Genomic DNA, 26,401 nt, shown 5'->3' with positions numbered 1-26,401 from the left:
TGCGGCTCGGCCGCGGCGCCGCGCGGCGGGAGCGCCCGGAATCGTCCTAGACTCTCCCCATGACCCGCCGCCCTCCGCATCGCCCCAGTCGCACCCGCGGCACGCGTCACGGGCGCCACGGCCGGCTGGGCCGCAGTGAGGTCGTGCGTCCACCCCTCCCGCCCCTGGACGGCCGCCTCGACCGGTTCGAGGTCACGGTCGGCAGCGCGGTGGAGTTCCTGCGCGGCGCCTGGGAAGAGCTGCGTGACGTGCGCTTCGAGATCTCGGCGATGCCCGTGCACGATCGCGACGACGGCATCCCGCGCTGGCGCGTGGATCACACCACCCGCCGGGTGTCGCTGTACCGGGTCCCCATCGAGCGGCTGCTGCCCAAGGGGCACGACGACGCCCTGCACCGCCGCGCGGCCATCGAGAGCGCCGTGTTCCATGCCGCGGCCGAGTACGTCGGCCGCGAGCCGTGGGAGCTCGGCCCCGAGGGCCGCGACTACTGACCGTCGGTGCGCACCACGATCGGCTGGTGCGTGGCGGACCCCGCCCACACCGGCCAGCTCGCGATGACCGCCGCCCCGTCGCCGCCGTTCATCCCGACGGCCGCGTGCACGCGACCGTCGGACGTGAGCGTGTAGGCGCCGGCCCGCACCGAGACCACGGCGGACGCGCCGGGCGCGAGCCGCACCTCCTGCTCCGCGGCGCCGCCGAGAGACACGACGACCTCCTCGTCGGCACCGCTGCGCAGGAACAGCGTGGCCGGGGCGCCACCGGGCACGGAGATCATCGTCTGGGCTCCGGAAGCCAGCTCGGGCGAGGGCAGCGCCCACGCGAAATCCTCCTGCGCGGCGGCGCGCACGGTCTGCCGCGCACCCGCGACGATCGGCGCACTGGATTCGATGTCGATGTCGTACGAGCCCTCGGGGACACCGGTCAGCGCGATCTCGGCGGGTGCGGCCGTTGCCAGGTCGATCGTGTACTCGTCGACGACCTGCCCCGAACCGATCGCACGCACCCGCACCGTGGCGGTCGCATCGTCAGCGGGCGCCAGCATCCGCACCACGATTCCCGTCGAGTCGTCGCCCTCCGCCACCGGTGAGGAGCGCACGCCCAGCATGAGCAGTTCGGTCTGCGCTCCGCCCACGCCGTCCTGCACGTCGATGCCGACGGGGTCGAGCGTTCTCACCAGCGCCGACTGGAGGGCTGCGCGGATCGGGGTCCCCGACGCGGTGACGTGGACCACGGGGCTGCGTTCGCCCGCCGCGACGGACGCCAGCGGCACGCCCAGCTGCGTCGCAGCGGGCACGACGACCGTGGATGCCCGGCGCGATTCGCCGTACACGTCGAGTTCGACGGTCGCCGTCACCGCTCCCGGATTGGAGAGCACGATGATGTCGGAGGCGCCGGTGGACACGTCGCCGCCGACGAGCCAGGTGCTCAGGGCGGGCTCCCGGCACGGCGCGGCCGCGAAGCCGCGCAGATCCTCGTCGGAGATGCGCACGGACTCGGACGCCGCGACCAGCGGCGCTTCCCGGTCCTGCACCCGGCCGGTGAGCGACTGCGCACCCGACCCGCCCAGGACATCCGGCATGGCCAGCGACGCCGCTTCGATCAGGTCGGACGCGCCGTCGACGCGCAGTGCGGGGATGGATGCCGACACCATCAGCCCTGCCTGCGTCGCGTCTCTTCCGAGAGCGCGGAACGAGCCGTTGCAGACCAGCACCGCATCGCCCGGGACCGGGGCGACGGTGGTCCCGCCCGCCTCGTTGCGGATCTCCGGCCAGGATGCCGCGGTCCCGGCGATCACGCCGAGCACGCACGCCGTTGCCACGATCGCTCCGGTGGCGATGCGCGCGCCGGTGGCGGCGAGCCGGATCGTCCGCTGCCTCATCGTTCCTCCTCCGCGACGGTGGTGACCTGGGATGCATCCCCCGACTCCGGGACCTCCGGCCGGGCGGATTCGTCTGCGAGTGCGGCTCCCGTCTCATCGGATGCTTCACGCGCAGCCCGTGCCGCCGGCGCCGACTCGTGCGCCCGGCCTGACTCGCGGTCCGGACCTGACTCGCGCTCCCCCTCGGGCGGTGACGCCTCCGGTTCAGCACGGCCCTCCTGCCCGGACGCGGGTGCGGCCGGTGCTGCGGGCGCGCCGACGGCATCCGCCGGGTCATCGTCGTCGTGACGCCGATGCGATGCGACGGGATCGTCCAGGCTGCGTCCCACGATGCGCGAGCGTGCGCGTGCGGCGCGGCGCGACGCGCGGGTCGGGATCGCCAGCAGCAGCGCGGCGATGAGGATCACCAGCTGTCCGACGGCGACCAGCTGCGCGATCGCGGCCTGGTTCGACGAGAGGCGGTCTCGTGCGGTGATGTCGCCCTCGACGCGCCACAGCATCCCGCGGCTGGTCTCTCCCGCCTTGACGAAGCCGGTGCGCTGATCGATGGCGGTGAGCGCCTCGTCGCGCAGCGTGCGTGCGCGGTCCTTCTCCTGCGGTGTCTGCGAGACCAGCACGAAGCCGATGCCGTCACCCGCCAGCGCGGCCGCCGCGTCGAAGTCACGACCCGAGATGAGGTCGACAGCCGTGGCGGAGATGTCCTTGCCGCGGGGACTGGTCGCGGTCGACGCCAACGTGCTCTGCCCGTTGAGAGTGGAGCTCGCGCCCCACACCGACTCCACCGACAGCGAGCCGTCGTTCAGGGCCGTCAGCACCAGCGTCCCGCGATCGGCCTCTCCCTCGGGCTGCGCCGCGACGAGCGCGGGGAGTGTGCTGCGGGGCCCGTTGCGGACCTCGGCCTGCCCGGCGTGCACCGAGATCAGCGACGGCACCGCGCACACGGCGATCGCGGCGCCCGCGAGCACGGCAGCGGCCGCACGCAGGGACGACAGGCCGACGAGGGTGTCGAGCGCCACGAGCGCCGCACCGACGGTGCCGAGCCAGGCGAGGCTGAGGCCCGTGCCGGGCCAGATCGCCACGCCGACGCCGTCGGAGAATGCGACGACGATCCCGACGGCGAACATCGCCGTCGCAAGTCCGGCAAGGGCTGTGGCCAGCAGCGCGAACCCTGCGCGCCAGCGCGGAGAGACCGCGGACAGCAGCGCGAGCAGTGCGACCGGTGCCAGCAGCAGCGGCACCCAGCCGGCGATCTCGGCACCGGCGAACCAGTCCCAGCCGGCGCGGCCCGGCGTGGGGAAGCCCGCGGCGATGCCGGCCCGGCCGGCGGCATCCGCGCCCGCCTGGGCGAGCGGGACGACGGCACCGGGGTCGGCGAGCAGCGCCCACGGGTCGCCGCGTCTCACCTGCCAGACCACCAACGGCGCGAACAGCGCGGCAGCGGGGATGAGGAGCCAGAGCAGACGGGCGGCGCCGCGCAGCCTGCCGCTGACGAGCATGAGCACGAGGGCGACCGCCCACAGCAGGACGAACGCGGGCGCGAGCGACGGTGCACACGCCAGAGCAGCCGCGGTGAGCAGCGAGGCGGCTCCGGCGGCACCCCAGGAGCGATGGGCGACGACGGCCGCGTGCAGTACCCACGGCAGCAGCAGGTGCAGCAGCACTGCGGCAGGACGGCCCTGCACGAGCGCGCTGAGGAACGTCGGGGCGAGAGCCCACAGCACTCCCCCGAGGATGCGCAGGCCTGCGCGGTCGGTGACCCGGGTGGCGGCGAACCAGCCGCCCAGCACGGCGAGCGGCAGCGCACCCAGCCACAGCAGCACCATGACGAAAGACGGCGCCGCGGGCCACAGCGAGCCGAGCACCGCGAGCACTCCGGCGAACGGGTCGGCGGGACCGACCACGCCCAGGCCGACATCACGCAGCCCCCACGCGGCATCCGACCAGAGCCCTGCGACCGTCTGGCGCAGGGGCAGCAGCGCTCCCCCGCCGATCGCGGGCCAGGCGAGCATCGACGCGAAGCAGGCGATGCTCACCACGAGTGCACCGAGCACCGTCCAGGCGCCGCCGCCGCTGAAGAAGTTCAGTTCGCTGACCGCGCCCCGCTCGGTGCCGTGCCCGTCGTCCAGGCGCTGCTTCAGCTGCTCGCGTGAGACCCGCAACGGCGCGATGTCCGACCAGGACGCCCGCCGGAAAGAGCGGATGCCGCGGCGGGAGCGTGCGAGCGACCGCAGGCTCAGCATGCTCACGAGCGCGGCCCCCCATTCGGGGGCGACGTCGCCGGGCCGTTTGGCGATGAGGTGCGTGACCGAGCGCCACAGTGCGAGCGGCAGCAGGCTCAGCCAGTGCAGCGGCACGGCGACGGCGGGCGCGTAGGAGAGCCTGCGGTGCAGCTGTGCGCGGCGGGTCACCCAGGCGCGGGCCATGGGACGTCGCGGCAGGGCCGCGGGACCGTCGGGGCGAACGGCGACGCGCGCCTTGGGCACGAGCACCAAGCGAGCACCGCCGAGTCGCGTGCGCACGCCCAGGTCGAGGCCCTCGTCGGCGCCGGCGAGCGCGGGGTCGGGGCGCAGCACCTTCGGGGCCTCACCGCGGATCAGCATGCCGCGCACGTCCGCGCCGAGCGCGTCCTCGGCGTCGTCGTGCTGGCCCTGGTCGAGTTCGTCGGTCGCGAGCTCGATCGCCCGCCCCCAGCGGGTCATGCTCACGCCGAGCGAGACGATCTCGCGATCGTCGTCGTGGCGCACGAGCTTGGGAGCGGCGATGGCCGCCGACGGGGCGCGTTCGAGCGCTCCGGCCAGAAGCTGCAGCGCCGACGGCTCGGGCACGGTGTCCTCGGCGAGCAGCCACACCGAGGTGTTCTCGGCGACCCGGGGCTGTGCGAGCGAGACCGCCTCGGCGAAGCCCGTGCTGGGGCGCGCCTCGATGATGCCCTCGACGGTGCGCCCGATGCCCGCTGTGCCGCGCACGTGCGAGGCGTCGCCCAGCACCACGACGGTGACCGCAGCCGGCTGAACGGTCTGCGCGCGCAGGGCGTCGAGGGTTCGGTCGAGCTGGACGCTCGCGGGTCTTCCGGAGCGGGCGACGAGGATGGCGTGAACACGTGCTGGCATGGCACCTGCCAGCCTAAGCAGGGGCGGGCGCCACCCCGGTCAGCGCCCCGGCGCGCCCATGAAGAAACCGGCGGGCACGGCATCCGGCGGATGCGTGCCCGCCGGCCCGATTCTCGGCTGCGGTGTGCGGTTCAGCTCGCGCGGCGCTTGAGCTTGCGGCGCTCGCGTTCGCTGAGGCCACCCCAGATGCCGAAGCGCTCGTCGTTGTTCAGCGCGTACTCGAGGCACTCGCCGCGCACATCACACGAGGTGCAGATGCGTTTCGCGTCGCGTGTCGAGCCGCCCTTCTCCGGAAAGAACGCCTCAGGGTCGGTCTGCGCGCAGAGCGCGTCGACCTGCCATGCGAGGGCGCCGTCATCCTCGGCATCCGGCCGGCGAACGCCGGGGACGCCGAGATTCACCGGATCGACGAACCAATTATCGGGAACGTCTGAGCGGTAACCCGTCATCTCGATCTCCCTACCCTGCTTGTGCCCCCCTCGGGCTTGCATGACTAATTACACCCGTGTGATTCGCTCCGGTCAAGTCGCGGATGGTAAACCCTCAACAGCGCGTTTAAGGTTCACCCGCTGTCCGTCGGCGTGTCGCGCGGGTTCGGATGGTGTGAAGGATGCTTCGCAGGGCTGCAAGCGCTTAGTCGCGACCCGGCTCGGCGACGAAGGCCTCGCCCCGGCCCGACAGCGTCACCCGCTCCTCATCGGCCGTGGCGAACACGGCGGTGCCGACGGGAACGGGCAATGCGCCGCCGGCCTGCGTCGCCGCGGTGACGCCGTCGGTGGTCGCCAGGACCATCGTCGGTCCGGTGACGGGCACGACCGTCTCGCCGTCGACGAGGATGCGGCGCAGCGCGAAGTCGGGCACCGGGATCTCGTACGTCGTGTCGGCGCCGCCAGGGCGCTGGACGGGCACCTCGGACGGGGTGGTGTCGACGATGGCGAGCAGCTCGGGCACGTCGATGTGCTTCGGCGTGAGACCGCCGCGCAGCACATTGTCGCTCGCGGCCATGATCTCCACGCCGAGCCCGGAGACGTAGGCGTGCAGCAGTCCGGCACGCAGGAAGATCGCCTCTCCTGGGCTGAGCACGACGAAGTTCATCAGCAGGGCGACCACGACGCCCGGGTCGCCGGGGTTGCGGGCGGCGATCGAGCGAACCGCGGCGAGCGCATCCGCGAACTCCTCGGCATCGGCATCCTGCAGCGCAGCGACGATGTCGGCCACCGCGGCCTTCGCGTCGCCCGATAGCAGCCACCCGAGCGTGTCACGGAGCGCATCCGCCGCCTCGCCCGCGCCGAGGCGCGCGCGAAGCTCGACCACACCCGGCAGATCCGCGAACGCGCCGAGCATCCGCAGAGTGTCCGAGACGGGACGCAGCCCGCCGAGCGCCTCGAAGCGCTCGCTGAGGGCGACGATCAGCTCGGGCTTGTGGTTCGCGTCGCGGTAGTTACGAGCCGGGTCATCGGCATCCAGCCCCGCCTCGCGGGCGAAGCCCTCGCGCGCCTGCTCGCGGGTCGGGTGGACCTGGATCGACAGGGGCGCACCGGCCGCGAGCAGCTTGAGCAGGTACGGCAGCGAGCCGCCGGTCACCGCATCCAGGGTCGTGCCGTCGGTGAGATCGGCGGGGTCGCCCGGGTGGTCGCCGAACCACACCTCCGCCTCGGGCGCGCCGGTGGGCTCGCGTCCTTCGAGATCGGCCAGCAGCGACGTCGAGCCCCAGGCGTAATCGCGCGGCTCGTTGGTGATCGTGAACAGCATGCTCTCAGCGTAGGTCGTGCGTCGCAGATCCGTCCGCGGCGATGACGGCCCGTCGCGGTAGCCTGAATCCGATGGCCGTGTACACCAAGCACCCCGTGGCTGCGCCACCCGCCGCACCCGCCCGCGAGACGACGGGGCACCTGCTGGTGCGCGCCTACAGCGTGCTGAGCCTGACCGCGGTGTTCGCCCACACCGCCGTGTACAACCTTCTCGGCACCCTCGGTGCCGGCATCCTGCTCGCCGTCCTCACCCTCGGGGCGCTGGCGATCTGGGTTCCGGCGGTCGCGAACCAGCGCCCGACCCGGTTCCCCTGGCGCCGGATGCCGTGGACGGCACTCGGCTACGGCGCACTGGCGCTGATCTCGGTGCTGTGGTCGCGCTGGCCGGGCGCGACGCTGCTGACCTGGACGCTGCTCGCCGCCGTCACCGTCAGCGCGCTGATGATCGCGACCTTGCTCACCTGGCAGGAGATCGCCCGCGCGCTGTCGACGACCTTCAAGGTGATCCTCGGACTGTCACTGGCCATCGAGCTGTGGGTCGTGCTGGTGCTCAGACGCCCCCTCCTGCCCAACTTCACCGACATCCCCGAGGACGGGATCGATCCGCACCTCTACTGGGTGCGGGGCAACCTCTTCGACGGCGGACGCATCCAGGGGATCGTAGGCAACGCGCACACGCTGGCCATGATGTGCCTGTTCGCGCTGATCGTGTTCGGCGTGCTGTTCGCGGCGCGCGTGCGCAGGCGCGGCGCGCTGGTGGTCTGGGCGGTGATCGCGGTCGTCCTGCTCGTGAAGGCGGATTCGGCGACCGTGTACCTGAGCATCGTGATCCTGCTGGCGGTCCTGGCCGCGGCCCTCATCGCCCGTGCCGCCCGGACGCCGCGAGCGCGACGAGCCGTCTACGCGACCTTCACGGTCGTCGCCCTGGCCGGGATCGCGACGGCGCTGCTGCTGCGTGAGAGGCTGCTCGATCTGCTCGGCAAGGGATCCGACCTGACCGGGCGGCTGGAGATCTGGCAGACCGTGTGGGAGCGTGCGGTCACCCGCCCGGTGTTCGGGAACGGCTTCTCCTCGCCGTGGGTGCCCTGGGATCCAGCATTCGACGGCTGGATCGTCGACCACGGCCTGACCGTGTTCCACGCGCACGACATGTGGCTGGACGTCTTCCTGCAGCTGGGGATCGTCGGCGTCGTGCTCATGGCCGTCACCTGGGCCGCGCTCACCTGGCGCGCATGGTTCTTCGCCGTCGACCGGCCCCGCTGGGATCTCGATGCGAACCGTCCGTATTCGCCGCTGTCCCTGCTGCCGCTGCTGCTGACCGCCGCCCTGCTCGTGGAGGGCCTGGCCGAGTCGGCCCCGATCGTGCTGTGGGGTTGGCTGCTGCTGATCCTGCTCTCGTTCAAGATGAAGTCCGTGCCGCTGATCGGCATCGGGGTCGGTGAGCGCACCCCGGTGATCTCGCACGGCCCGCGGGCGCGGCAGGTGCCATGACGCCGCAGCGGCAGATCGTCTCGCTGCTGGCGTCGGCGGAGTTCGCGCGGGCGTACACCCTGGCCGGTCTCACAGCGGCGTTCGGCTCGTTCCTGATCGAGCGGCTCACCTCCCCGGCGACCCTGGCGACCATCATCACCGTGCTCGCCCTGGTCGGCGTCGCCACGCTCATCGTCCGACGCGAGGAGCTCACGCCGCTGCGCTTCGCGCCGACGTCGCTCCTGGGTTTCCTGGTGCTGGCCCTGGTCAGCCTGGTGTGGACCACGGACCGGCCCGGCACGCTGAGCGGATGGGCGACTCTGGCCGGCTACGCGATCATCGCGATCACGATCGGGCACATCCGCGACACGCTGCAGACCGTCCGCGCCATCGGCGACACGCTGCGCTGGCTGCTCGCCCTTTCGCTCGGGCTCGAGATCCTCTCCGGCATCCTGCTCGATCTGCCGTTCACGGCGTTCGGGATCGACGGCAATCTCGCCCTGGGCGGACCGATCCAGGGCATCTTCGGCACGCGCAACATGCTCGGCTTCGTCGCCGTCGTCGGACTGATCACGTTCGTGATCGAGTGGCGCACGCAGTCGATCGACCGCGTGGTCGGGATGCTGTCGGTGGCCCTCGGCGGGTTCCTCGCGCTGCTGTCGGCATCCCCCACCGTCGTCGTGCTCGCCGCCGGCGTCGGAGTCGCGACGACCGCGCTCACCATCGTCCGACACACGAGGCCGCACCGCAGGGTGACCGTGCAGTGGATCCTGGGGGCGCTGGTCGCGGTCGCGCTGGCACTGGCTTTCGCCCTGCGTCACGTGATCATCCGCCTGCTCGATGCAGGGTCGGACTTCTCGACCCGGGCCGACCTGTGGAACGCGATCCTCGATGTCGTCGCGCAGCAGCCGATGACCGGCTACGGGTGGTTCGGGCCGTGGCCACGCGCCGAGTACCCGTTCTGGTTCATCAACCTCCAGCTCTCCGACCAGCACCGCTCAGCACTGAACTCGTACTTCGACCTGCTGCTGCAGCTCGGCTGGCCGGGCCTGGCGCTGTTCCTCATCCTCGGCGGGGTCGCGACCGTGCGCTCATGGCTGGTCGCCAGCGTGCGCCGCTCGGTCGTCTATGCGTGGACGCCCCTGCTGCTGGTGACACTGGCCGTGGAGTCGATGTTCGAGAGCTTCACGCTCACCGGCATCGGCTGGCTGCTGCTGGTGCTCTGCGCGCTGCGCGCCGGCCAGACCCGCTCGTGGCGGCAGAACATCGACGACGCGCACACGGGGACCGTGCCGACGCTCGGGCCGCGGGGGTGAGCCTGTCGGGTTGAGGCTCCGGCGTTCCCGCGTTCCCGCGTTCCGGCGTTCCGGCGTTCCCAAGGTGGTGAAGGTAGGCTTTCCCCTCGTGACCCACGTGCTGCAGACCGTCGTCTTCCCGCTCGACCGAGACCCCGATCTGCTCCCGCTGTACGCCGACCCCGAGACGTGGTCGGTCATCGACGAGGAGCCCGTGCGGGTCTCGAACCGTGCGCATCTCGGCAACATCCTCGGTCGCCATCGCGCCCGCATCGTCTCGGGCCGCAGGGTCTCGCTGGGCACGTACTTCAATGCCTTCCCGGCCTCGTACTGGCAGCACTGGACGAGCGTGCGGGAGATCAGGCTCACCGTCCGCACCAGCGGGCCGGCCACGATCCTCGTGTACCGCTCGAACGGCAGCGGGGTGCGCCAGCGCATCGACACGCGCGAGGTGAGCGGTGACGCCACCACGTCGTTCGACCTCTCCCTGACCGAGTACAGCGATGGCGGCTGGATCTGGTTCGACGTCGTCGCCGACGAGAAGCACGCTGTGCTCGAGGGTGCCCAGTGGACCACCGAGCAGTCCCCCGTGCGCGAGGGCAAGGCCTCGCTTGGCATCACCACCTACAACAAGCCCGACTACTGCGTCGACACGCTGCGTGCCCTCGCCGCGTCTCCCGATGCGCTCGAGTTCGTCGACCGGATCTTCCTGGTCGATCAGGGCACGCAGCTCGTGGCCGATCAGGAGGGCTACGACGAGGTCTCGGCACAGCTCGGCGACACCCTGCAGGTCATCCGCCAGCCGAATCTCGGTGGTTCCGGCGGGTTCGCTCGTTCGATGCACGAGACCCTCAACCGCCCGGAGAGCGACTTCGTGCAGCTACTCGACGATGATGTGCGCCTCGAGCCCGAGTCGCTGCGTCGCTCGATCGTCTTCGCACGGTACGCAACCTCACCCGTGCTGGTGGGCGGCCACATGTTCGACCTGCTGGACCGACCGAAGCTGCACGGCTGGGCGGAGGTCGTCGACGAGCATCCGTTCATGTGGCGCAATCTGTACCAGGAGAGGATGCCGCACGACTTCGGCGCATCCAACCTGCGGCAGTCACCGCTGCTGCACATGCGCATGGACGCCGACTACAACGGCTGGTGGATGTGCCTGATCCCGCTGGAGGCAATCAGGAAGGTCGGGCTCGCGCTGCCCGCGTTCATCAAATGGGATGACGCTGAGTTCTGCCTGCGTGCCGGCGAAGCCGGATACTCGACAGTGTCGCTCCCAGGCGTCGCACTGTGGCACGTGTCGTGGGTCAACAAGGACGACACGATCGACTGGCAGGCGTACTTCCACGCGCGCAACCGGATCGTCGCCGGCCTGCTGCACTCGAACGCGCCCCAGGGTGGGCGGCTGCTCAAGCACAGCCTGCGCGTGGATCTCAAGCACCTGATGATGATGCAGTACTACCCCGTCGCCCTGCGCATCCAGGCGCTGCGCGACGTGCTGTCGGGCCCAGAGCACATGAGGCGGAACCTCGCAACGGCGATGCCCGCGGCGCGGGCGATGGCCGCCGACTTCCCTGAGACTGTCGTGCACCGCGACCCCTCGCGCGTGCTTCATTCGCGGCGCGGCCGGCAGGTGTACAAGCAGACCAAGCAGCACGAGTTCGACAGCCCGACGGGCATGCGTCTGCGCTGGTTCACGCTGCGCACGCTGGTCGCCCACTGGCTGCGTTCGCCGGATCCCGCAAACGTGGCGCAGCCCGAGGTCGAGTTCGGCAAATCGGATGCCCTGTGGTGGCGCGTGCCGGGATTCGAGAGCGCCCTTGTCAGCTCCGCGGACGGATCGGGCAAGAACATCTACACCCGCGATCGCGGTCAGTACCGGAGGATGCTTCGCGACTCCTTCCTGCTGCACCGCCGGCTGCGCCGCAGCTGGCCGAAACTGCAGCGGGAGTACCGCGACGCTCTGCCGGAGCTCGTCTCCGACGCCTCCTGGCAGCGCATCTTCGAGGAGCAGGCATGAGCACCGCCGCGTTCGACCCGGCATCCGCCGCGATCGTCATCGTCACCTTCAACCGGTCGCATCTGCTCAGCGGCCTGCTGACCAGCATCCGTTCTATGGATCCGAAGCCTGGCCGCGTGGTCATCATCGACAACGCGTCGTCGGATGACACGACCGCGGTCGTGGATTCGTTCCGCGAAGGGTTCGGCACGGAAATCGTGTACCGGCGCCTAGATTCGAACACCGGCGGCTCGGGCGGTTTCAGCGAGGGCATGCGCACCGCCTATGAGCTCGGTTCCGAGTGGATCTGGCTCATGGACGACGACGTCGAGGTGCTCCCCGACGGGCTGGCGAAGATGGGCCGCTGGTCGCGGCGGTTCAAGAGCATCCAGGGTCGCCGCTACGACTACGACGGCAGCGAGTTCTACTGGCAGTACCGGATCGCCGAGCGGATGGGCATCCCGATTCCGTTCGCCCCATCGAAGTTCGACGAGTCGGGCTTCAAGGAGATGAACAGCGGATGCTTCGAGGGCATGTTCATCCATCGCTCGATCGTGCAGCGAATCGGCCTGCCCGACCCGCGCTTCTTCATCTACTGGGACGACCAGATGTACGGCTGGCTCGCGTCGCGCCTGACCACCGCCGTGATCGTGGATGAGTTCGTGCTTCGCCGCACGCGCGAGATCAGGCAGTGGGACATGGGCATCCGGCACATGAACGCCTCGAGCAACGCGTACCGGTACTACATCATGCGCAACCGCGCGTTCATCAAGCACTACTATCGCGACAAGGGAGTGTACAACCCGGTGCTGTTCGGCCTGGGCACGACGGCGACGTTCTTCAAGGAACTGATCCGCCTGTTCTTCGTCGAGCGCACCGTGCGCGGCACCAGCAACCTGTTCCGAGGCCTCCGCGACGGCGGCAGGATCGGACGCGACCGCACGTGGCAGCCGATGCCCTCACTGGAGAACTGACGATGACCGAGCCACAGCCCGAGTACGTCTGGGCCTATTCCGACGAGAAACCCCGGCGTGGACGCGTGTGGCTGATCATCGGGCTGTCTGTCGCCGCCATCGCCATCGCGGCCGTTGTGTTCGGGCTGTTCTTCCGGCCTGGCACGCCCGGTGCTGAGCCCAGCGCCACACCGAGTCCGTCGGCGACGGCATCCCCCGCTCCGACGTCCTCCCCATCGGCCACGCCGACACCGACTCCGACTCCGACCGCGAGCCCCACGCCGGTGACCGCGCCTCCTCCGCCGGCGGATCCTGACCTGGCCACGTTCCGCGACAAGGTGACGCCCGTGCTCGAGACCGCCGCGACGGGTCTGGGTTATGCCCGAGACGAAGGCGGAATGGCTGCCATGCAGGACATCATGCTGCTGCAGCAGGATGCAGAACGACTCAGTGACACCGTTGCACCATCCTCCATCGAGTCAAGATGGTCATCAGCGGTGCACGATTACGCTCAAGCCCTTGAAACGCTGCGTTCGGCTTACGAGCGTGGGCAGGACGTACGGGACGCAGAGCAGTCGGCAACCAGAGCTCTCGAGCTTCTGGGTTCGATCGTCGGTCCCTGACCATATTCAGATTACGTTCCGGAGCCCGCGGTAGGCTCCGTCGGTGTCGACGCATCGATTCCGCAAGACCAGGAGTATTCAAGACATGCAGGTGGAATCAGGCGCATCAGCGCCTTCGAGGATGGGCGCCGAATGACGCGAAGCTTGGCTATCGTCGCACACTACGATCCTCGAGGCGGTGCCGCCCCTCACCTGCTGCGCCAGCTTGAGCAGATCGGCGACCACTATGACGACGTCGTGCTCGCTTCGCCTGTGGTTCTCGACGATGAAGCTGCCACAGCGATATCAGAACGCGCAACGCTCGTCCGTCGCCCCAATTACGGCCACGATTTCGGCTCGTGGCGCGACGTACTCGAGCGCTTCGACTGGGCTCAGGATTATGACCAACTGCTGCTCACGAACGATTCGTATGTCGGGTTCTTCCGCCCGCTGGACGAGGTGATCGACAGTATGAGCAAGAGGCCTGTGGAGATGTGGGGCATGACCCGTACCGCGCGAGTGTCCCCACATGTGCAGAGCTACTTCATGCACTTCACGGCACCAGCCCTGCACTCTCAGGCGTTCCGTCGCTTCTGGATGGATATCTCGCCTGCTTCTGATCGCATGGGCGCGATCCTCGGGCAGGAGGTGGGCATCAGCAGGGCCATACTCTCCGCGGGATACCGAATCGGGTCATATTTCGAACCCACGCGCTCGGAGCGGTTGCGAGCCGGTCGACGAGGCGCTCACTGGCTTCACAAGCGCCAGCAGCAATACCACACTCGATTTGGTGGCCCGCATGACGAGTACTTCAGTGCCCGCAAGCTCCGCGATCCGAACGAGGCTGACCGGCTGAACTGGTCCAGCGTCTTCGCAGACTCAACGCTGGATCGAGGACGTCTACCGGTGATCAAACTCGACGTGCTCAGACACGACCCCTATTGGTTGGGTGCGGCGGCGCTGCTCCAATCTCTCGAGGCGCGATATCCCCTGCAGATGCAGGGTGTGCGTGATTACCTCGAGGAGACAACCCCGCTTTACGCGAAACGCCAGTTCGAGAACCACGGATCAACGCGGTTGAACGTGGTGGAGAAGGCCCTGTTCGGGTACCGCGCCCACACTCTCAGCTCGAAAGGACGCGCCCGCAATGGCATTGATTCGTGACGTCTCCCGGCTCGCTCGCCGCGTTCCTGTCATCCGCGCGGCCGTGGAGGCGACGGATCCTCGCCGACGCGCGGAGATGCTGGTGCGTACAGGGATCATCGATACGTCCCTGTATGCCGCCCAGCTCGGCCTCGAATCGATCACCGTCCAGGAGGCAGCGCATCACTACGCCGCCGAAGGCTACCTGATGGGGTACACCCTGAACGTCCTTGTCGATCCGTTCGTGCTCAAGCGGGGCATGTTGCGCACTGGACGGCCCGCACTGTACGACTACTTCAATTCCGCAGCTTGGCATCTACCGACGACAGGTACATGGGATGCGGTGGACTACGCGGTGCAGTTCCCGGCAGCGCTTTCCCACGCTATGGGCCCGGTAGGCCACCTGTGGGAACGTGTCACGGCCGACCCCTCGACGACTGTTCGTGTCACAGCCGGTGGAACCAGGGAGTTCGCGTGGTCCGAGATCTATCCCGTGCTCGCAGAGGCGACGGCGGAGTGGGCCACGATGCAGCGATCCAAAGAAGCACGCATCCCGCACTCGGACCTGAATCACGCTCCTTCGCTCTCTGAGAGTGTCATCGACCAGGATGACCTCGTCAGCATCATCATGCCGGTATGGAACCGCGGCGGATCCATGCGAACTGCTGTGGATTCGATCCTCGCGCAGACATGGCGGCACTGGGAGTTGCTCATAATCGACGATGGGTCCTGGGACGACACCCTCGCAGTGGCGGAACTTCTCGCAAGTCGCGACAGCCGGATCAAGCTGATCCGCCGATCACATTCCGGCGTCTGCGCCGCGCGCAACGCCGGAATCGCTGAAGCCAGCGGTAACTTCATCGCCTTCCTGGACAGCGACAACACCTGGCTCCCCAGCTTCCTGCACGACATGGTCGTCACGATGAGACGCAGACAGCTGTCGGTGGCGTACGCCACCGTTGCGATCGATGACGGCGAACGAGTCCGATACCGCTATGGTCGCCAGACGCGCGAAAGTCTGCTGCTCGGCAACTCAATCGACCTGAACACGCTGGTCGCACATGCAGATGCGATACGCGAAGTCGAAGGCTTCGACGTGTCACTCCGTCGGGCAGTCGATTACGACCTGATCTTGAAACTCTCAGAACAACAGCCAATCGAGCACGTCCCGACGCTCGGGGCACGGTATGACAATGCTCTCGACACGTCGGATCGGATCTCGACGAGTGAGGCATACGGTTGGAACACGTCAGTGCGCCTTCGGCACAGCATTGTGGATCCGTCCGCTCATGCACCAGCGACCGTCGTGGGTGTCATCCAGCGGCACGATCCGGAGCTGTCATCGAAACTGAACACTCTCAGGGCCTTGAGTGACGAGAATGACATCGCCATCTCGGCCGTGGGCGTCAAACCCGATGAATGGCGCCAGATCCGCGTCTGCTCCTATGCCCGCCCGCGCATGCAATCGCGGCTCTATCAGGCTGGGGAGGCATTCGCCTACGTCGTGAATCTGGAGCTGCGCCGGAGTCAGAGCGACGTCTTCTGTGTACTCGACCCACGTTCACTGTTCACGGAACGCGACGTAAGCACCCTTCTTGATGAGGTTGCGTCTGGCAAGGCATCCGCGGCGATCCCAATGACGCTGGGGCTCGACGGCACCATCGATTCAGTGGGATCCATGCTCGCTGGACCGCAGCACACTCCGATCGCAATCCTCGGCGGCCATCCGGCGGAGGATGCCCGTCGACTGGGCGAGCGAATCGAACTGACGGGCCTGTCGGGCCGTACGGTAGCTGTGTCGCGGGAGCTCTTCGCGCGGGTAGGTGGTCTCGACCCTCTGCTGCACAATGAGTACGAACTCTCCGGACTGGCCGATGTGCTGAGTGGGCAACGGCTGGTGGCACGAACCGACGTCGTACTCATGCAGGTGGCCAGTGCGCTCGAGTTCGACAGTGTGGATACAGTCGGCACGAGCTCGGCGCTCAGGCTCCGCTTGGCCGAGGCGAAGGCGGCGGCACCGGATGCCGTTTACGCGAAGTTGGACATGCATGTACCGCATTGGCGACGCCATACTCCGCTGGGCATCGATGTCGAGACCCCGATGATCACGCCTCGAGAACGTCTCGTACCGGTCGTGGTCCGCGATCGGCGCACAGTCACCGTCGACGGGCGCTCAGTACCGCGTCTGCGTTGGGCGATCAAAACGGCGTCACCGGCGGGGCCCACCGGTGAGGCATGGGGCGATACCCACTTCGGGCGTTCTTTGGCTGCTGCGCTGACCGCGCTCGGCCAGGAGGCCGTGGTTGATGCGTTCGAGGCGCATCATCGTCGTACCGAGTACCTCGATGACGTTGTGATCCAACTTCGCGGGTTGAAAGACTTCGTCCCATCTCGGGGCTCCCTCTCGTACCTGTGGATCATCAGCCACCCAGACCTCGTGTCGCGCGCTGAGTGCGCGCGGTTCGACCGCGTGTTCGCCGCCTCGCTGAGTTGGGCGACACAAGCGTCCGAGCGCTGGGCGATCCCGGTGGAGCCGCTGCTCCAGTGCACTGATCCGAGTCTTTTCTTCCCCGTCGAAGGAGAAGCAAGAGACGGCTCGGCGCTCTTCGTCGGCAAGAGTCGTGGGGTGCCCCGCCCGACAGTCATGGAGTCCGTGCGATCCGGCATCCCGTTCGAGTTGTACGGGCCTGACTGGGATCGTTTCGTCCCGGCCGACGCGATCACCGGGACGGGAATCGCCAATCACAAGCTCGGCCGCGTGTATGGACGGGCCGCCGTCGTCCTCAATGATCACTGGTCCGACATGCAACGAGAGGGATTCATCTCAAATCGCCTTTTCGATGTCGTTGCCGCCGGCGGAAGAGCGTTCAGTGACGCTGTAGCAGGCATACCCGAGGTCTTCGGTGGAGCGGTTCAGACGTACAACTCGGTATCGGAGATCGTCCCTTTCCTGTCGGGAGATCTCGATGCGCGATTCCCGGACGAGGAGGCGTTGGGCGCGATCGGTACCAGAATTCGCGCCGAACATTCGTTCGCGGCACGAGCCCGGGTGTTGCTCGACCGTGCGATCGCCGATGTCGAGCGGCTCGGTCTGCGATGACGCTCCAGTCATCGAAGTCGAGTCACCCGAGGCGTCGCAACCCGAATTGGGTCGTTCTCGCCGCACTCGCTGTGGTCACCGGGGGCGGTGCCCTGCGTTTCGCGGGAATCGGGTGGGGACTCCCGCTGGAGCTGCACGCTGACGAATGGGTCGTCGTCGAAGGTGCGATCGACATGGCCCAGCGGAACTCCTTCTCACCTCCGTACTATTTCCGGCCTGATCACCTCGAGACGCAGCTGAGTTACCTCGCGTTCCAAGCGTGGTCTCATCTCTTCGGCGGAGGGTCACCGGAAGTCCTGTTTCAAACAAACCATGCACCGTTCTATGCGCTCGCGCGAACCATCTCCGCTCTCTTCGGAACGGCGGCGATTGCGGTTGCATTCTTCATCGGCGCGTCATACCGCGCGAGCATCGGTCTGTGGTCTGCAGTCATGATCGCGTTCTTCCCGCCTTTCGTAGAGCACTCGCGCTATGCGACACCCGACATGCCGCTCGTATTCACGATGCTGCTCGTCATTCTCGGGTGCGTGCGATACGTTCAGCAGGAACGATGGGGTTGGCTTGCGCTGGCAAGCGCAGGTATCGCTCTCGGCATCACAGCGAAGTATCCGGCCGTCGTCGGTACAGCTGCGATAGCCGCTGCCATCATCATCGCATCGCTGCGTTCCGGGCACCCGTGGCGGATCCTGACACGCGGCGCCGCGTCCATCGGCATGGTCGCGGGATTCACCTTCGCGATCTCTCCGTCATTGTTCACGAACTTCTCGGCGGTGCGAAAGCAGCTGTTCCAGCAGAACTCCACCGGGCATCTCGGCGCGGATGGGCTGGACTGGTCGGGGAACGCCGCTTTCTACGCGAATGATCTCGTAAACAGCACGGGAGTCATCCTCGTTGCCATCGCGCTGATCGGTCTCGTACAAGCGATCCGCAACCGCCGCTGGGACATGGTCCCTCTCCTGACCGGACTCGTGTTCTGGGTAGCGCTCTCAGCGCTGACACTGCACTGGGACCGCTGGGGCCTGCCCATGTACCTCACTCCTCTCCTCCTCGCAGGTGTCGGTGCCGACGTCGTGCTGCGCTGGGCCGCTGCGCGTCGACTGCCTGCGAAGGTGGTGGTCAGAACTGTCACCGGACTCTCCTTCCTCTCATTGCTGCTCGGATCTTCGGCACAGTTGGCGTCCGCGCTGGCGCCCGACACCCGGCTCATCGCGGCAGTGGAACTGGCAGATCGAGGTATCGACCCAGACGAGACATACTTCGATGGCTATACGCCGTTCCTCACCGACGGCCCCCGCAACCTCGCGTCAGAACTCACAGTCGCGGACGACGGCGCGATCCAACCACGCGAGGGCGTGGAAGAATTGCCCTACATCCTCACGTCGTCCCGGATGGTCGGTAGGTACCTCGCCGCGACCACGATGCCTGAGGAGCGGCTGTTGTACAGTACGATTCAAAAGCTTCGGCCGGAGACGGTCTGGCGAACTGTCGGCATTCCGCCAGCATCTCCATGGGAGCCCTGGCGGATCTGGCAGACGGTTACCTACATCCGCGATGTTGTGGCTGGTGGACACTCCGGACCACAGCTGATCCTCTACCAGATGCCGAGAGTCAGCTGAACCCAGCGTCCCCTGATGACGCTGCGCCCAGCCATCGCAGGGTCGCATTGGGATAAGCTCGGTGAGTACCGTCGGGGTCGGGAGATGCGAGAAGAAGTGCGAATGGACGAGCCGATCGGCGATCCCTATGATGCGCCGTCCTCGTCCGAAGACGAATCCGCTGCGAAGCGCGAGTCCGTCGCCGGCATGAGGGGGCCAGATGGTCCATTGCTCAGGCTCATCCGCGATCGCCGAGTGGCATTCCTCTGCGTCGGTGTAATCAACACCGTCGTGGGCTTCGCTTGGTTCGCCCTGTTCGATCTCACCGTGGGTCGACTATGGGGCTACATGGTGACGTTGATGTTCGCGCACGTTGCGAGTGTTCTCTGTGCGTTCGTGCTCTACCGACGGGCGGTGTTCCGGGTGCGTGGTCACGTATGGAGGGACCTGCTTCGCTTCGAGATGGTGTACCTCACGGCGTTGGGCGTGAATGCCGTCCTACTGCCACTTCTCGTAGAATTCGCCGGGCTGGAGCCGATAATCGCCCAAGCACTGATCGTGTTCATCACGACATTGATCAGTTATTTCGGCCACAGCCGGTTCTCATTCCGGCGTAAGCAGGACACACCGTGATCCATCCCACCGTCAGCGTCGTCATCCCGGCATACAACAATGCCGCGACAATCGGGGAGACCATCGACTCCATTCTCGCCCAGCGAGATGTCGAGTTCGAGTTGATCATCGCCGACCACAGTTCGACGGACACCACCCGCATCGTCATGGACCGTTACCGCGACGATCATCGTGTGACGCTGCTCGATACGGCCGCAGGCGGAGGCGCCGAACGCAATTGGAATCGCGTCACGTCCGCGGCACGCGGAGAATACATCAAGCTGGTATGCGGTGACGACGTCCTGCGTCCTGACATACTCAGCCGACAGGTGCGCCTGCTGCGCTCAGCCGACGCCGTCCTGACCGCGTGCCGCCGCGACGTCACCGATGCCAACGGCAAGATTCTCATTCCGGGTTGGGGATTGCGTGGGCTGCGAGGCGTCATGCCCGGCGCCCGGGCGGCAGCGAAGGCCGTGCGCGCCGGATCGAACCTGTTCGGCGAGCCTGCATCAGTGCTCATGCGTCGTACCGCGCTCGAGGAGACCGGCGGCTGGTATGCGGAGTTCCCGTATCTCATCGACCAGGCAACATACACGCGAGTCCTTCTGACCGGCACATTCGTCGCCGACGACAGCACCGGTGCCACCTTTCGGATGTCCGATTCGCAGTGGAGTGCCGTGCTGATCGGATCGCAAGCCAAGCAGGCCAGGCGCTTTCACGCGTGGGCGCGCGCCACACGGCCGGATGTGATATCGACACTGGACGTCGCCATCGGCGATGTACGCGCGACCGTCATGGCGTACCTGCGTCGGCTTTCGTATGTCGTGCTCGGATGGAGGAGCAGATGACCAACCAGTACACGCATCGCGTGAGCATCGTGACCCCCGTGTACCAGGGCGAGAAGACACTCGGTGCGCTGATCGCCGAGATCCAACCCCTGACCGAGGTTTTCACCACGCCGAACGGTCACCATGCTGTCGTCACTGAGGTCGTGCTCAGCCACGATCGTGGTCCCGATGGCTCAGCAGAGGTCATCCGACGGCTATCTGCAACGCATTCGTGGGTGAGGGCTGTCTGGCTCAGCCGCAACTTCGGGCAGCATGCTGCGACGCTGGCCGGCATCGCGAGTTCGGGTGGCGACTGGGTCGTGACTCTGGACGAAGACGGACAGCATGACCCCTCCTTCATCGGAAGCATGCTCGACACGGCGTTGCAAGCGCAGGCGGACCTCGTCTATGCCGAACCCATCAACCGCCCTCCCCACGGACTCGTACGCAACACCGCGTCTAAGACGTCGAAGAAGCTGCTGGAATCGTTTCTCGGTGGGGGGAAGGCCACTCAATTCAACAGCTACCGGCTGATCCTTGGCGAGATCGCCCGGAGCGTCGCGGCATACGCCGGCACCGGCGTCTATCTGGACGTCGCGTTGAGCTGGGTCGCCTCACGCACTGTGACGTCGCCAGTGCTGTTGCGTGACGAAGGTGACCGTACCTCCGGGTATTCATACCGGCGGCTGTTCGCACATTTCTGGAAGATGGTGCTCACGTCCGGAACCCGGGGTCTCCGCTTCGTCACCGGTGTCGGAGCTCTCTTCTTCGCCGGTGGCCTGATCTTCGCCCTCTACCTGATCATCGTGCGCTTCTTCAGCGTGAGCGTGCCCGCGGGATGGACGTCGCAGATGGTCGTCACTGCTGTCGGCCTCGGTGCGATACTGATGGCACTGGGCATCATCGCCGAGTACCTCGGTGTTGCCGTGAGCTCGGCACTCGGCCGCCCGACATACCTGATCGTCCGCGATCCACATTCCGGCCCGCTCGGGCATGCCGTCAGCACGGTCAAGGCTCGGGATGACGACGCTATCGCATAGGTGGGTCATAGGACGCGGACTGCTGGGCGAAGCGGTGGCCCGGGCTCGCTCTGACGTACCGTTTCACCGTCGGATCGACTGGTCGGAGGCGCTGCGCTCCCTAGCGGATCTCAGCGCCGCCACTACCGAGTTCACCCGCCGCGCTGGTCCTCTTGAGATTTACTGGTGCGCGGGGAAAGGCGTCACGTCGACGACCGAACAGGCGCTGAAGGAGGAAGTCTCTGTCTTCGAACAGTTCCTTGAGCAACTCGCGATGTGCTCCCCCGAAGTCCGTTCGCGGCTCGTCCTTTTCGTCGCTTCATCGGTCGGCGGGGTATATGCCGGCTGTACCGATGCGCCATTCGATGAGACAACCCATCCCGTTCCCGCATCACCGTACGGACATGCAAAACTCGCCATCGAACGGGTTGCTTCCGAACGCGGCAAGCAGGGTGGGTGGCGTACGGTCATCGGGCGGCTGACCAATCTCTACGGCCCGGGGCAGGACCTCACGAAGGGCCAGGGCCTGATCTCAACTTTGGCCAACAGCGCGATCACGCAGCAGCCTGCGACGATTTACGTTTCTCTTGACACGCTGCGCGACTACATCTTCGAGGATGACGCGGCCTCGATCATCTCCGCCTGCGTGGCTCGAATGCATGAGCGCGCCGCCGGTGCAACCGTCGTAAAGATCGTCGGCTCGGGTCGCGCCGTGTCGGTGGGTGCTGTCGTCGCTGAGATGACCCGATTGCACCGCCGGCGAGGGTTCTCGCTACTGGGCCAAGGCCCATCTGCAGGCCAGGCCCTCGATCTGCGCGTGGCTTCGCAGGTGTGGACGGATCTCGACGCTCTGGCGGGCACGACGCTACCCGAGGGGTTGGGCCGGGTACTGCGTGCGCGCCTGCAGACACTCACCACCAGCTGACGAGCACCCGCACGGGGTCACCGTGCCGTCGCCATACTCAACGGGGCGCGTAGTCGGCGTTGTAGCGGTCGAGGACCTCGCCGATCGGTGCATCCAGCACGAGGCCGCCCTTGTCGAGGTACAGTCCGCGCTTGCAGAATCGGCGTAGATCGCGCTCATTGTGGCTGACGAAGAACAGCGTCCGCCCCTCGGCGAGCAACTCGTCGATACGGCGATAGCACTTGTCCCGGAACGCTTTGTCACCAACCGCCAGCACTTCGTCGACGAGCAGGATCGGCTCGTCGAGCTGGGATACGACGGAGAACGCCAGCCGCACCTTCATGCCGTTCGAGAGGTGCTTGTACGGGGTGTCCTCGAAGCCGGCGAGTTCGGCGAACGCGATGATGTCGTCGTAGCGACGCGACACCTCGGCACGCGACATGCCGTGCAGTCCCGCGGTGAGCCGCACGTTCTCGCGCACCGTCAGGTCTCCGACGAAACCACCGGTCAGTTCGATGAGCGGGGCCACTCCGCCTCGGACCTCGACGCCGCCCTCATCGGGCAGCAGTACACCCGCGACCAGCCGCAGAAGCGTGGATTTGCCCTGCCCGTTCCGGCCGACGACGCCGATCGACTCTCCCGCCTGCACAGTGAACGTCACATCGCGCAGGGCCCAGAACTCGCCCGGCCGGGAACGGCGCCGGGCCCCGGCGAACATGTCCTTGAAACTGCGCCGCCCGCGGCGGTTCCTCCGGAAGTGCACACCGAGGCCCCGGACTTCGATCGCCGCCGCCATCACAGCTCCTTCAGCACGGGACGCTCGAGAACGCTGAAGACCCACAGACCGAGCGCGAGGATTCCAAGGCTCATCACGGCGCTGATCACGACGGGCAGCATCTCGAGAAGTTCCGGGAAGAACGCGGCGCGGTACAGCATGAAGATGCCGGTGAGCGGGTTGAACGACACGATCGCGTGGAACGGCTCGGGAAGGTTCTGCACCGAGTAGATGACGGGCGTGGCGTAGAACAACGCCCGCAGGATCAGCGCGGTGGTGCGTTCGAGGTCGGTGAAGAGCACGCAGAGCGGTGCGATCAGCATCCCGAGTCCCACCAGCAGCGTCATCTGCAGGATGATCGCGACCGGCAGCCAGAGTGCACCCCAGCCGATGTGCGCAACCCTGGCCGGATCGGTCTCGACGAGCATGTTGATGATCACGAAGAGCGCGAGCACCGGCAGCGAGAAGAGGAACTCGATGCCCTTGCTGAGCACGATCCGGTTGATCCAGATCGACCGGGGGATGGCTGTGGAGCGCACCAGCTTGGCGTCCCGGCGGAACGCCCTGGTGAAGTCGGAGGTGGCGGTGTTGAACCACACCCACGGCAGCAGCCCGGCGATGAGGAAGACGATGTAGGGCTCGGCGCCGACATCCTTCTTGAAGAAGAAGGTGAACACGAGCAGGTAGATCAGGCTCATCACCAGCGGATCGAGGATGGACCAGACGTATCCCAGGAAGCTGGTGGCGTAGCGCACCTTCAGATCGCGCGCCGAGAGCAGCCACAGCGAGTGCATGTAGCGCTGCGGGGTGCCCGGCGCCCCCACCGTGGTCGTGCTCATCGGAAGGTCAGTCGCTCTCACCCGCGAGGTCGTTGCGCCACATCGACAGAGCGGACCCGATGGCCATGTGCATGTCGAGGTACTGGTAGGTGCCGAGGCGTCCGCCGAAGTGCACGTCGCGCTCGCCCTTCGCGAGCTCGCGGTACGCCAGCAGCCCCTCGCGGTCGGCAGGGGTGTTCACCGGGTAGTACGGCTCGTCGGCACGCTCGGCGAAGCGCGAGAACTCACGCATGATCACGGTGCGGTCGGAGTCGAAGATCTCCTTGCGCTCAGGGTGGAAGTGCTTGAACTCGTGGATACGCGTGTAAGGCACGTCGAGGTCGGGGTAGTTCATCACGCTGGTGCCCTGGAAGTCGGAGGTGTCGAGCACCTCCTGCTCGAAGTCGAGCGTCCGCCAGCTGAGCGCGCCCTCGGCGTAGTCGAAGTAGCGGTCGACCGGACCGGTGTAGACCACGGGCACCTGACCGACCGTCGCCGCCTTGTTCAGGGGCTGCGCCTCGTCGAAGTAGTCGACGTCGAGCCTGACCTCGATGTTGGGGTGATCGGCCATCCGCTCGAGCCACGCCGTGTAACCGTCGGTGGGCAGGCCCTCCCACGTGTCGCTGAAGTAGCGGTTGTCGTAGGTGTAGCGCACCGGCAGGCGACTGACGATGTCGCCGGAGAGCTTCTGCGGGTCGGTCTGCCACTGCTTCGCGGTGTAGTCGCGGAAGAACGCCTCGAACAGTGGGCGTCCCACGAGGGCGATGCCCTTCTCCTCGAAGTTCTGGGCCGTCTTGGCGTCGAACTCCCCGGCCTGCTCCTTGACCAGCGCTCGAGCCTGGTCGGGCGTGTACGCCGCCTGGAAGAACTGGTTGATCGTGCCGAGGTTCACCGGCATCGGATACACGACGCCCTGGTGGGTGGTGTACACGCGGTGGACGTAGTCGGTGAACGTCGTGAAGCGGTTGACGTACTCCCACACGGTCGGGTTCGACGTGTGGAACAGATGCGCGCCGTAACGGTGCACCTCGATCCCCGTCTCGGGCTCCGCTTCGCTGTAGGCATTGCCTCCGATGTGCGAGCGACGGTCGATGACGGTCACCTTGCGGCCCGCGGATGCGGCACGCTCGGCGATGGTGAGGCCGAAGAAGCCCGACCCGACGACGAGAAGATCCATGCAGTCTTTCTTCCTGGACCGCGCCGGCGGTCCCTTGCGAATCACCTTGCGGGTGAGCGTTGTTGCTCCCCTATGCTACCGGCGGCTCATCCGCGTCGCGCGCCGGTCTCCCCCGATCCGAAACCGCTTCGCCGCCGTCCCCCGAGACGTCCGACTCCACCCGGGCGGTGTCTCCGACGCCATCCCACACCTGCGCCGCACGGACGAGGACAACCGAGCGGTAGACCGCCACCGCGATGGCAGAGAGGGCGATCACGGCGATTACGCCGGTCAGTCCGACGATCAGCGCCGCCGGAATCATCACGAGCAAGCCGATGACCGCCGCTGCCACCGACGATCGTGCCAGTTCCCTCTCCTTCCGCAGGGCGACAAGACCGGCGAGTCCGACGATCTGCCCGACGCACTCGGCGCCGAATCCGACTCCCGCGATCACACCGATCTCCCACGGAATCACCGCCTTGCCCACGGTGAGCGGGATCGAGACGGGAGTGGCCAGAACGGCGAATAACCCGCCGCCGATGACTCCGATACCCAGGCCGACGAGCAGTGTGATTCGGGCGCGGGCCCTGACCTGCGACCGACCCGCCTCGGGCACCCAGCCCTGCACAGCCTGGAGAATCGGCGCAAGGACGAGGATGCCGTAGCGGTACAGCTTGTCCACGGCCGCGAACACCGGAAGCACCGGCTTCATGACGATATCGACGATGATCACGGGACCCATCGTCGATAGGTTGCCGAACAGCACCGTGGCCAGTCCCGCGAACTGTGTTCGCATCGTCGCTGACAGCTCTGCGCGGCGCGTGCGCCGAAGTCGCGCCCCGTCAGCGCGGCTGAGCGCGAACGCCAATCCACCGCACACTCCCACCGAGGTTGCTATCACAATTGCCCATAGATAGGACTGAAGCGTGGGCGCGAACACGACGGCGATGAGCGCGACGACCTGGCCGAGCACGGCGGGCAGCGCATCGAAGGCCAGCAGCGCGAGGGGTCGGTTGGTTCCGATGAAGAACCACGCCGCCCCGATGCCCGGGACTGCGTACGCGAATGCCGCAGTCAGTGCCGCCAACGGGTCCGCTCCGAGCACGACACCGATCCCGGCCGCCACGGGAACCACCCCGATGAGCAGAGGCACGCGCGCGACGACTGAGTCCAGCAGGAACTGTCGTCGCTTCTGCTCCGGTAGAGATGCGACGAGGCTCGGGCCCGTAGCTCCCCACCCGAAGCCGACGATGATCGACGCAAACTGCCCGATCATCTGGAGTACGAACAAGCGTGCCCACTCGGTCGCTCCGATCGAGTCGATCAGCAGGGGAATCGACACGATTCCTACGAGAGTCGCCGCTATCACGGAGACCGAGAAGTATGCGCTGCG

General features: G+C 67.1%; 21 protein-coding genes. 13 read left to right on the top strand and 8 right to left on the bottom strand.

Features of this window, described 5'->3' with window-relative positions; translation table 11 throughout:
- Nucleotides 1-59 precede the first annotated feature (59 nt).
- The gene (locus H7694_RS05340) at nt 60-491 is read left to right on the top strand and encodes a hypothetical protein (RefSeq protein WP_227468306.1); all 432 of its coding nucleotides are present in this window, start codon (nt 60-62) and stop codon (nt 489-491) included.
- Here H7694_RS05340 and H7694_RS05335 read toward each other — a convergent pair.
- The 4 genes from H7694_RS05335 to manA form a co-directional block, all read right to left on the bottom strand.
- Nucleotides 485-1,879 carry a DUF5719 family protein gene (locus tag H7694_RS05335; protein ID WP_193598498.1) on the bottom strand — a complete coding sequence of 465 codons (1,395 nt, stop codon included), beginning with the start codon at nt 1,877-1,879 and terminating at the stop codon, nt 485-487. The two genes, H7694_RS05340 and H7694_RS05335, sit on opposite strands and share 7 nt — an antisense overlap.
- Nucleotides 1,876-4,989 (bottom strand): glycosyltransferase, encoded by a 3,114-nt coding sequence (locus H7694_RS05330; protein WP_193598497.1) that lies wholly within the window; start codon nt 4,987-4,989, stop codon nt 1,876-1,878. The genes H7694_RS05335 and H7694_RS05330 overlap by 4 nt, the downstream gene beginning before the upstream one ends.
- Nucleotides 4,990-5,120: 131 nt before the next feature.
- Nucleotides 5,121-5,438, bottom strand: coding sequence for a WhiB family transcriptional regulator (locus H7694_RS05325; protein ID WP_193598496.1), 318 nt, complete (start codon nt 5,436-5,438; stop codon nt 5,121-5,123).
- Nucleotides 5,439-5,622: 184 nt separating this feature from the next.
- A complete protein-coding gene (manA, locus tag H7694_RS05320) occupies nt 5,623-6,741 on the bottom strand; it encodes a mannose-6-phosphate isomerase, class I (protein ID WP_193598495.1) in 1,119 nt (372 codons plus the stop codon).
- 71 nt (nt 6,742-6,812) lie between these two features.
- Between manA and H7694_RS05315 the strand changes: the two genes are divergently transcribed.
- The 12 genes from H7694_RS05315 to H7694_RS05260 all read left to right on the top strand — a co-directional run bounded on the left by H7694_RS05315 (nt 6,813) and on the right by H7694_RS05260 (nt 22,280).
- Nucleotides 6,813-8,231 (top strand): O-antigen ligase family protein, encoded by a 1,419-nt coding sequence (locus H7694_RS05315; RefSeq protein ID WP_193598494.1) that lies wholly within the window; start codon nt 6,813-6,815, stop codon nt 8,229-8,231.
- The gene (locus H7694_RS05310) at nt 8,228-9,526 is read left to right on the top strand and encodes an O-antigen ligase family protein (protein WP_193598493.1); all 1,299 of its coding nucleotides are present in this window, start codon (nt 8,228-8,230) and stop codon (nt 9,524-9,526) included. Before H7694_RS05315 ends, H7694_RS05310 begins: the two co-directional genes overlap by 4 nt.
- 88 nt (nt 9,527-9,614) lie before the next feature.
- Nucleotides 9,615-11,525, top strand: a complete 1,911-nt coding sequence (locus H7694_RS05305; protein ID WP_193598492.1) for a glycosyltransferase — start codon at nt 9,615-9,617, stop codon at nt 11,523-11,525.
- Nucleotides 11,522-12,478: a glycosyltransferase gene (locus tag H7694_RS05300; protein WP_193598491.1), complete on the top strand. Its 957-nt coding sequence runs from the start codon at nt 11,522-11,524 to the stop codon at nt 12,476-12,478. Before H7694_RS05305 ends, H7694_RS05300 begins: the two co-directional genes overlap by 4 nt.
- A gap of 2 nt (nt 12,479-12,480) precedes the next feature.
- Nucleotides 12,481-13,080 (top strand): hypothetical protein, encoded by a 600-nt coding sequence (locus H7694_RS05295; RefSeq protein ID WP_193598490.1) that lies wholly within the window; start codon nt 12,481-12,483, stop codon nt 13,078-13,080.
- A 144-nt stretch (nt 13,081-13,224) separates the two neighbouring features.
- On the top strand, nt 13,225-14,223 hold the full coding sequence (locus tag H7694_RS05290) for a rhamnan synthesis F family protein (RefSeq protein ID WP_193598489.1): 999 nt from the start codon (nt 13,225-13,227) through the stop codon (nt 14,221-14,223).
- Complete coding sequence (locus tag H7694_RS05285; protein ID WP_193598488.1) at nt 14,207-17,302, top strand: glycosyltransferase; 3,096 nt, start codon at nt 14,207-14,209, stop codon at nt 17,300-17,302. Before H7694_RS05290 ends, H7694_RS05285 begins: the two co-directional genes overlap by 17 nt.
- A gap of 173 nt (nt 17,303-17,475) precedes the next feature.
- Nucleotides 17,476-18,918 (top strand): ArnT family glycosyltransferase, encoded by a 1,443-nt coding sequence (locus H7694_RS05280; RefSeq protein WP_227468305.1) that lies wholly within the window; start codon nt 17,476-17,478, stop codon nt 18,916-18,918.
- 102 nt (nt 18,919-19,020) lie between these two features.
- A complete protein-coding gene (locus tag H7694_RS05275; RefSeq protein WP_227468304.1) occupies nt 19,021-19,530 on the top strand; it encodes a GtrA family protein in 510 nt (169 codons plus the stop codon).
- On the top strand, nt 19,527-20,357 hold the full coding sequence (locus H7694_RS05270) for a glycosyltransferase family 2 protein (protein WP_227468303.1): 831 nt from the start codon (nt 19,527-19,529) through the stop codon (nt 20,355-20,357). The genes H7694_RS05275 and H7694_RS05270 overlap by 4 nt, the downstream gene beginning before the upstream one ends.
- Nucleotides 20,354-21,376 carry a glycosyltransferase gene (locus H7694_RS05265; RefSeq protein ID WP_193598486.1) on the top strand — a complete coding sequence of 341 codons (1,023 nt, stop codon included), beginning with the start codon at nt 20,354-20,356 and terminating at the stop codon, nt 21,374-21,376. The genes H7694_RS05270 and H7694_RS05265 overlap by 4 nt, the downstream gene beginning before the upstream one ends.
- Nucleotides 21,357-22,280 carry an SDR family oxidoreductase gene (locus H7694_RS05260; RefSeq protein ID WP_193598485.1) on the top strand — a complete coding sequence of 308 codons (924 nt, stop codon included), beginning with the start codon at nt 21,357-21,359 and terminating at the stop codon, nt 22,278-22,280. The genes H7694_RS05265 and H7694_RS05260 overlap by 20 nt, the downstream gene beginning before the upstream one ends.
- Before the next feature lie 37 nt (nt 22,281-22,317).
- Here H7694_RS05260 and H7694_RS05255 read toward each other — a convergent pair whose 3' ends face one another.
- The 4 genes from H7694_RS05255 to H7694_RS05240 form a co-directional block, all read right to left on the bottom strand.
- A complete protein-coding gene (locus H7694_RS05255) occupies nt 22,318-23,055 on the bottom strand; it encodes an ABC transporter ATP-binding protein (RefSeq protein WP_193598484.1) in 738 nt (245 codons plus the stop codon).
- Entirely contained in the window at nt 23,055-23,873 is an 819-nt protein-coding gene (locus H7694_RS05250; RefSeq protein WP_193598483.1) for an ABC transporter permease, read from the bottom strand. Before H7694_RS05250 ends, H7694_RS05255 begins: the two co-directional genes overlap by 1 nt.
- A 7-nt stretch (nt 23,874-23,880) precedes the next feature.
- Nucleotides 23,881-25,029 (bottom strand): UDP-galactopyranose mutase, encoded by a 1,149-nt coding sequence (gene glf, locus H7694_RS05245; RefSeq protein WP_193598482.1) that lies wholly within the window; start codon nt 25,027-25,029, stop codon nt 23,881-23,883.
- 70 nt (nt 25,030-25,099) lie between these two features.
- Nucleotides 25,100-26,350 (bottom strand): hypothetical protein, encoded by a 1,251-nt coding sequence (locus tag H7694_RS05240; RefSeq protein ID WP_193598481.1) that lies wholly within the window; start codon nt 26,348-26,350, stop codon nt 25,100-25,102.
- Nucleotides 26,351-26,401: the final 51 nt, after the last annotated feature.

The organism is Microbacterium sp. YJN-G, from assembly GCF_015040615.1.
Taxonomy (GTDB): domain Bacteria; phylum Actinomycetota; class Actinomycetes; order Actinomycetales; family Microbacteriaceae; genus Microbacterium.
Note: the sequence above shows the minus strand (reverse complement) of the source record. Positions and strands in the feature narration are given on the sequence as shown.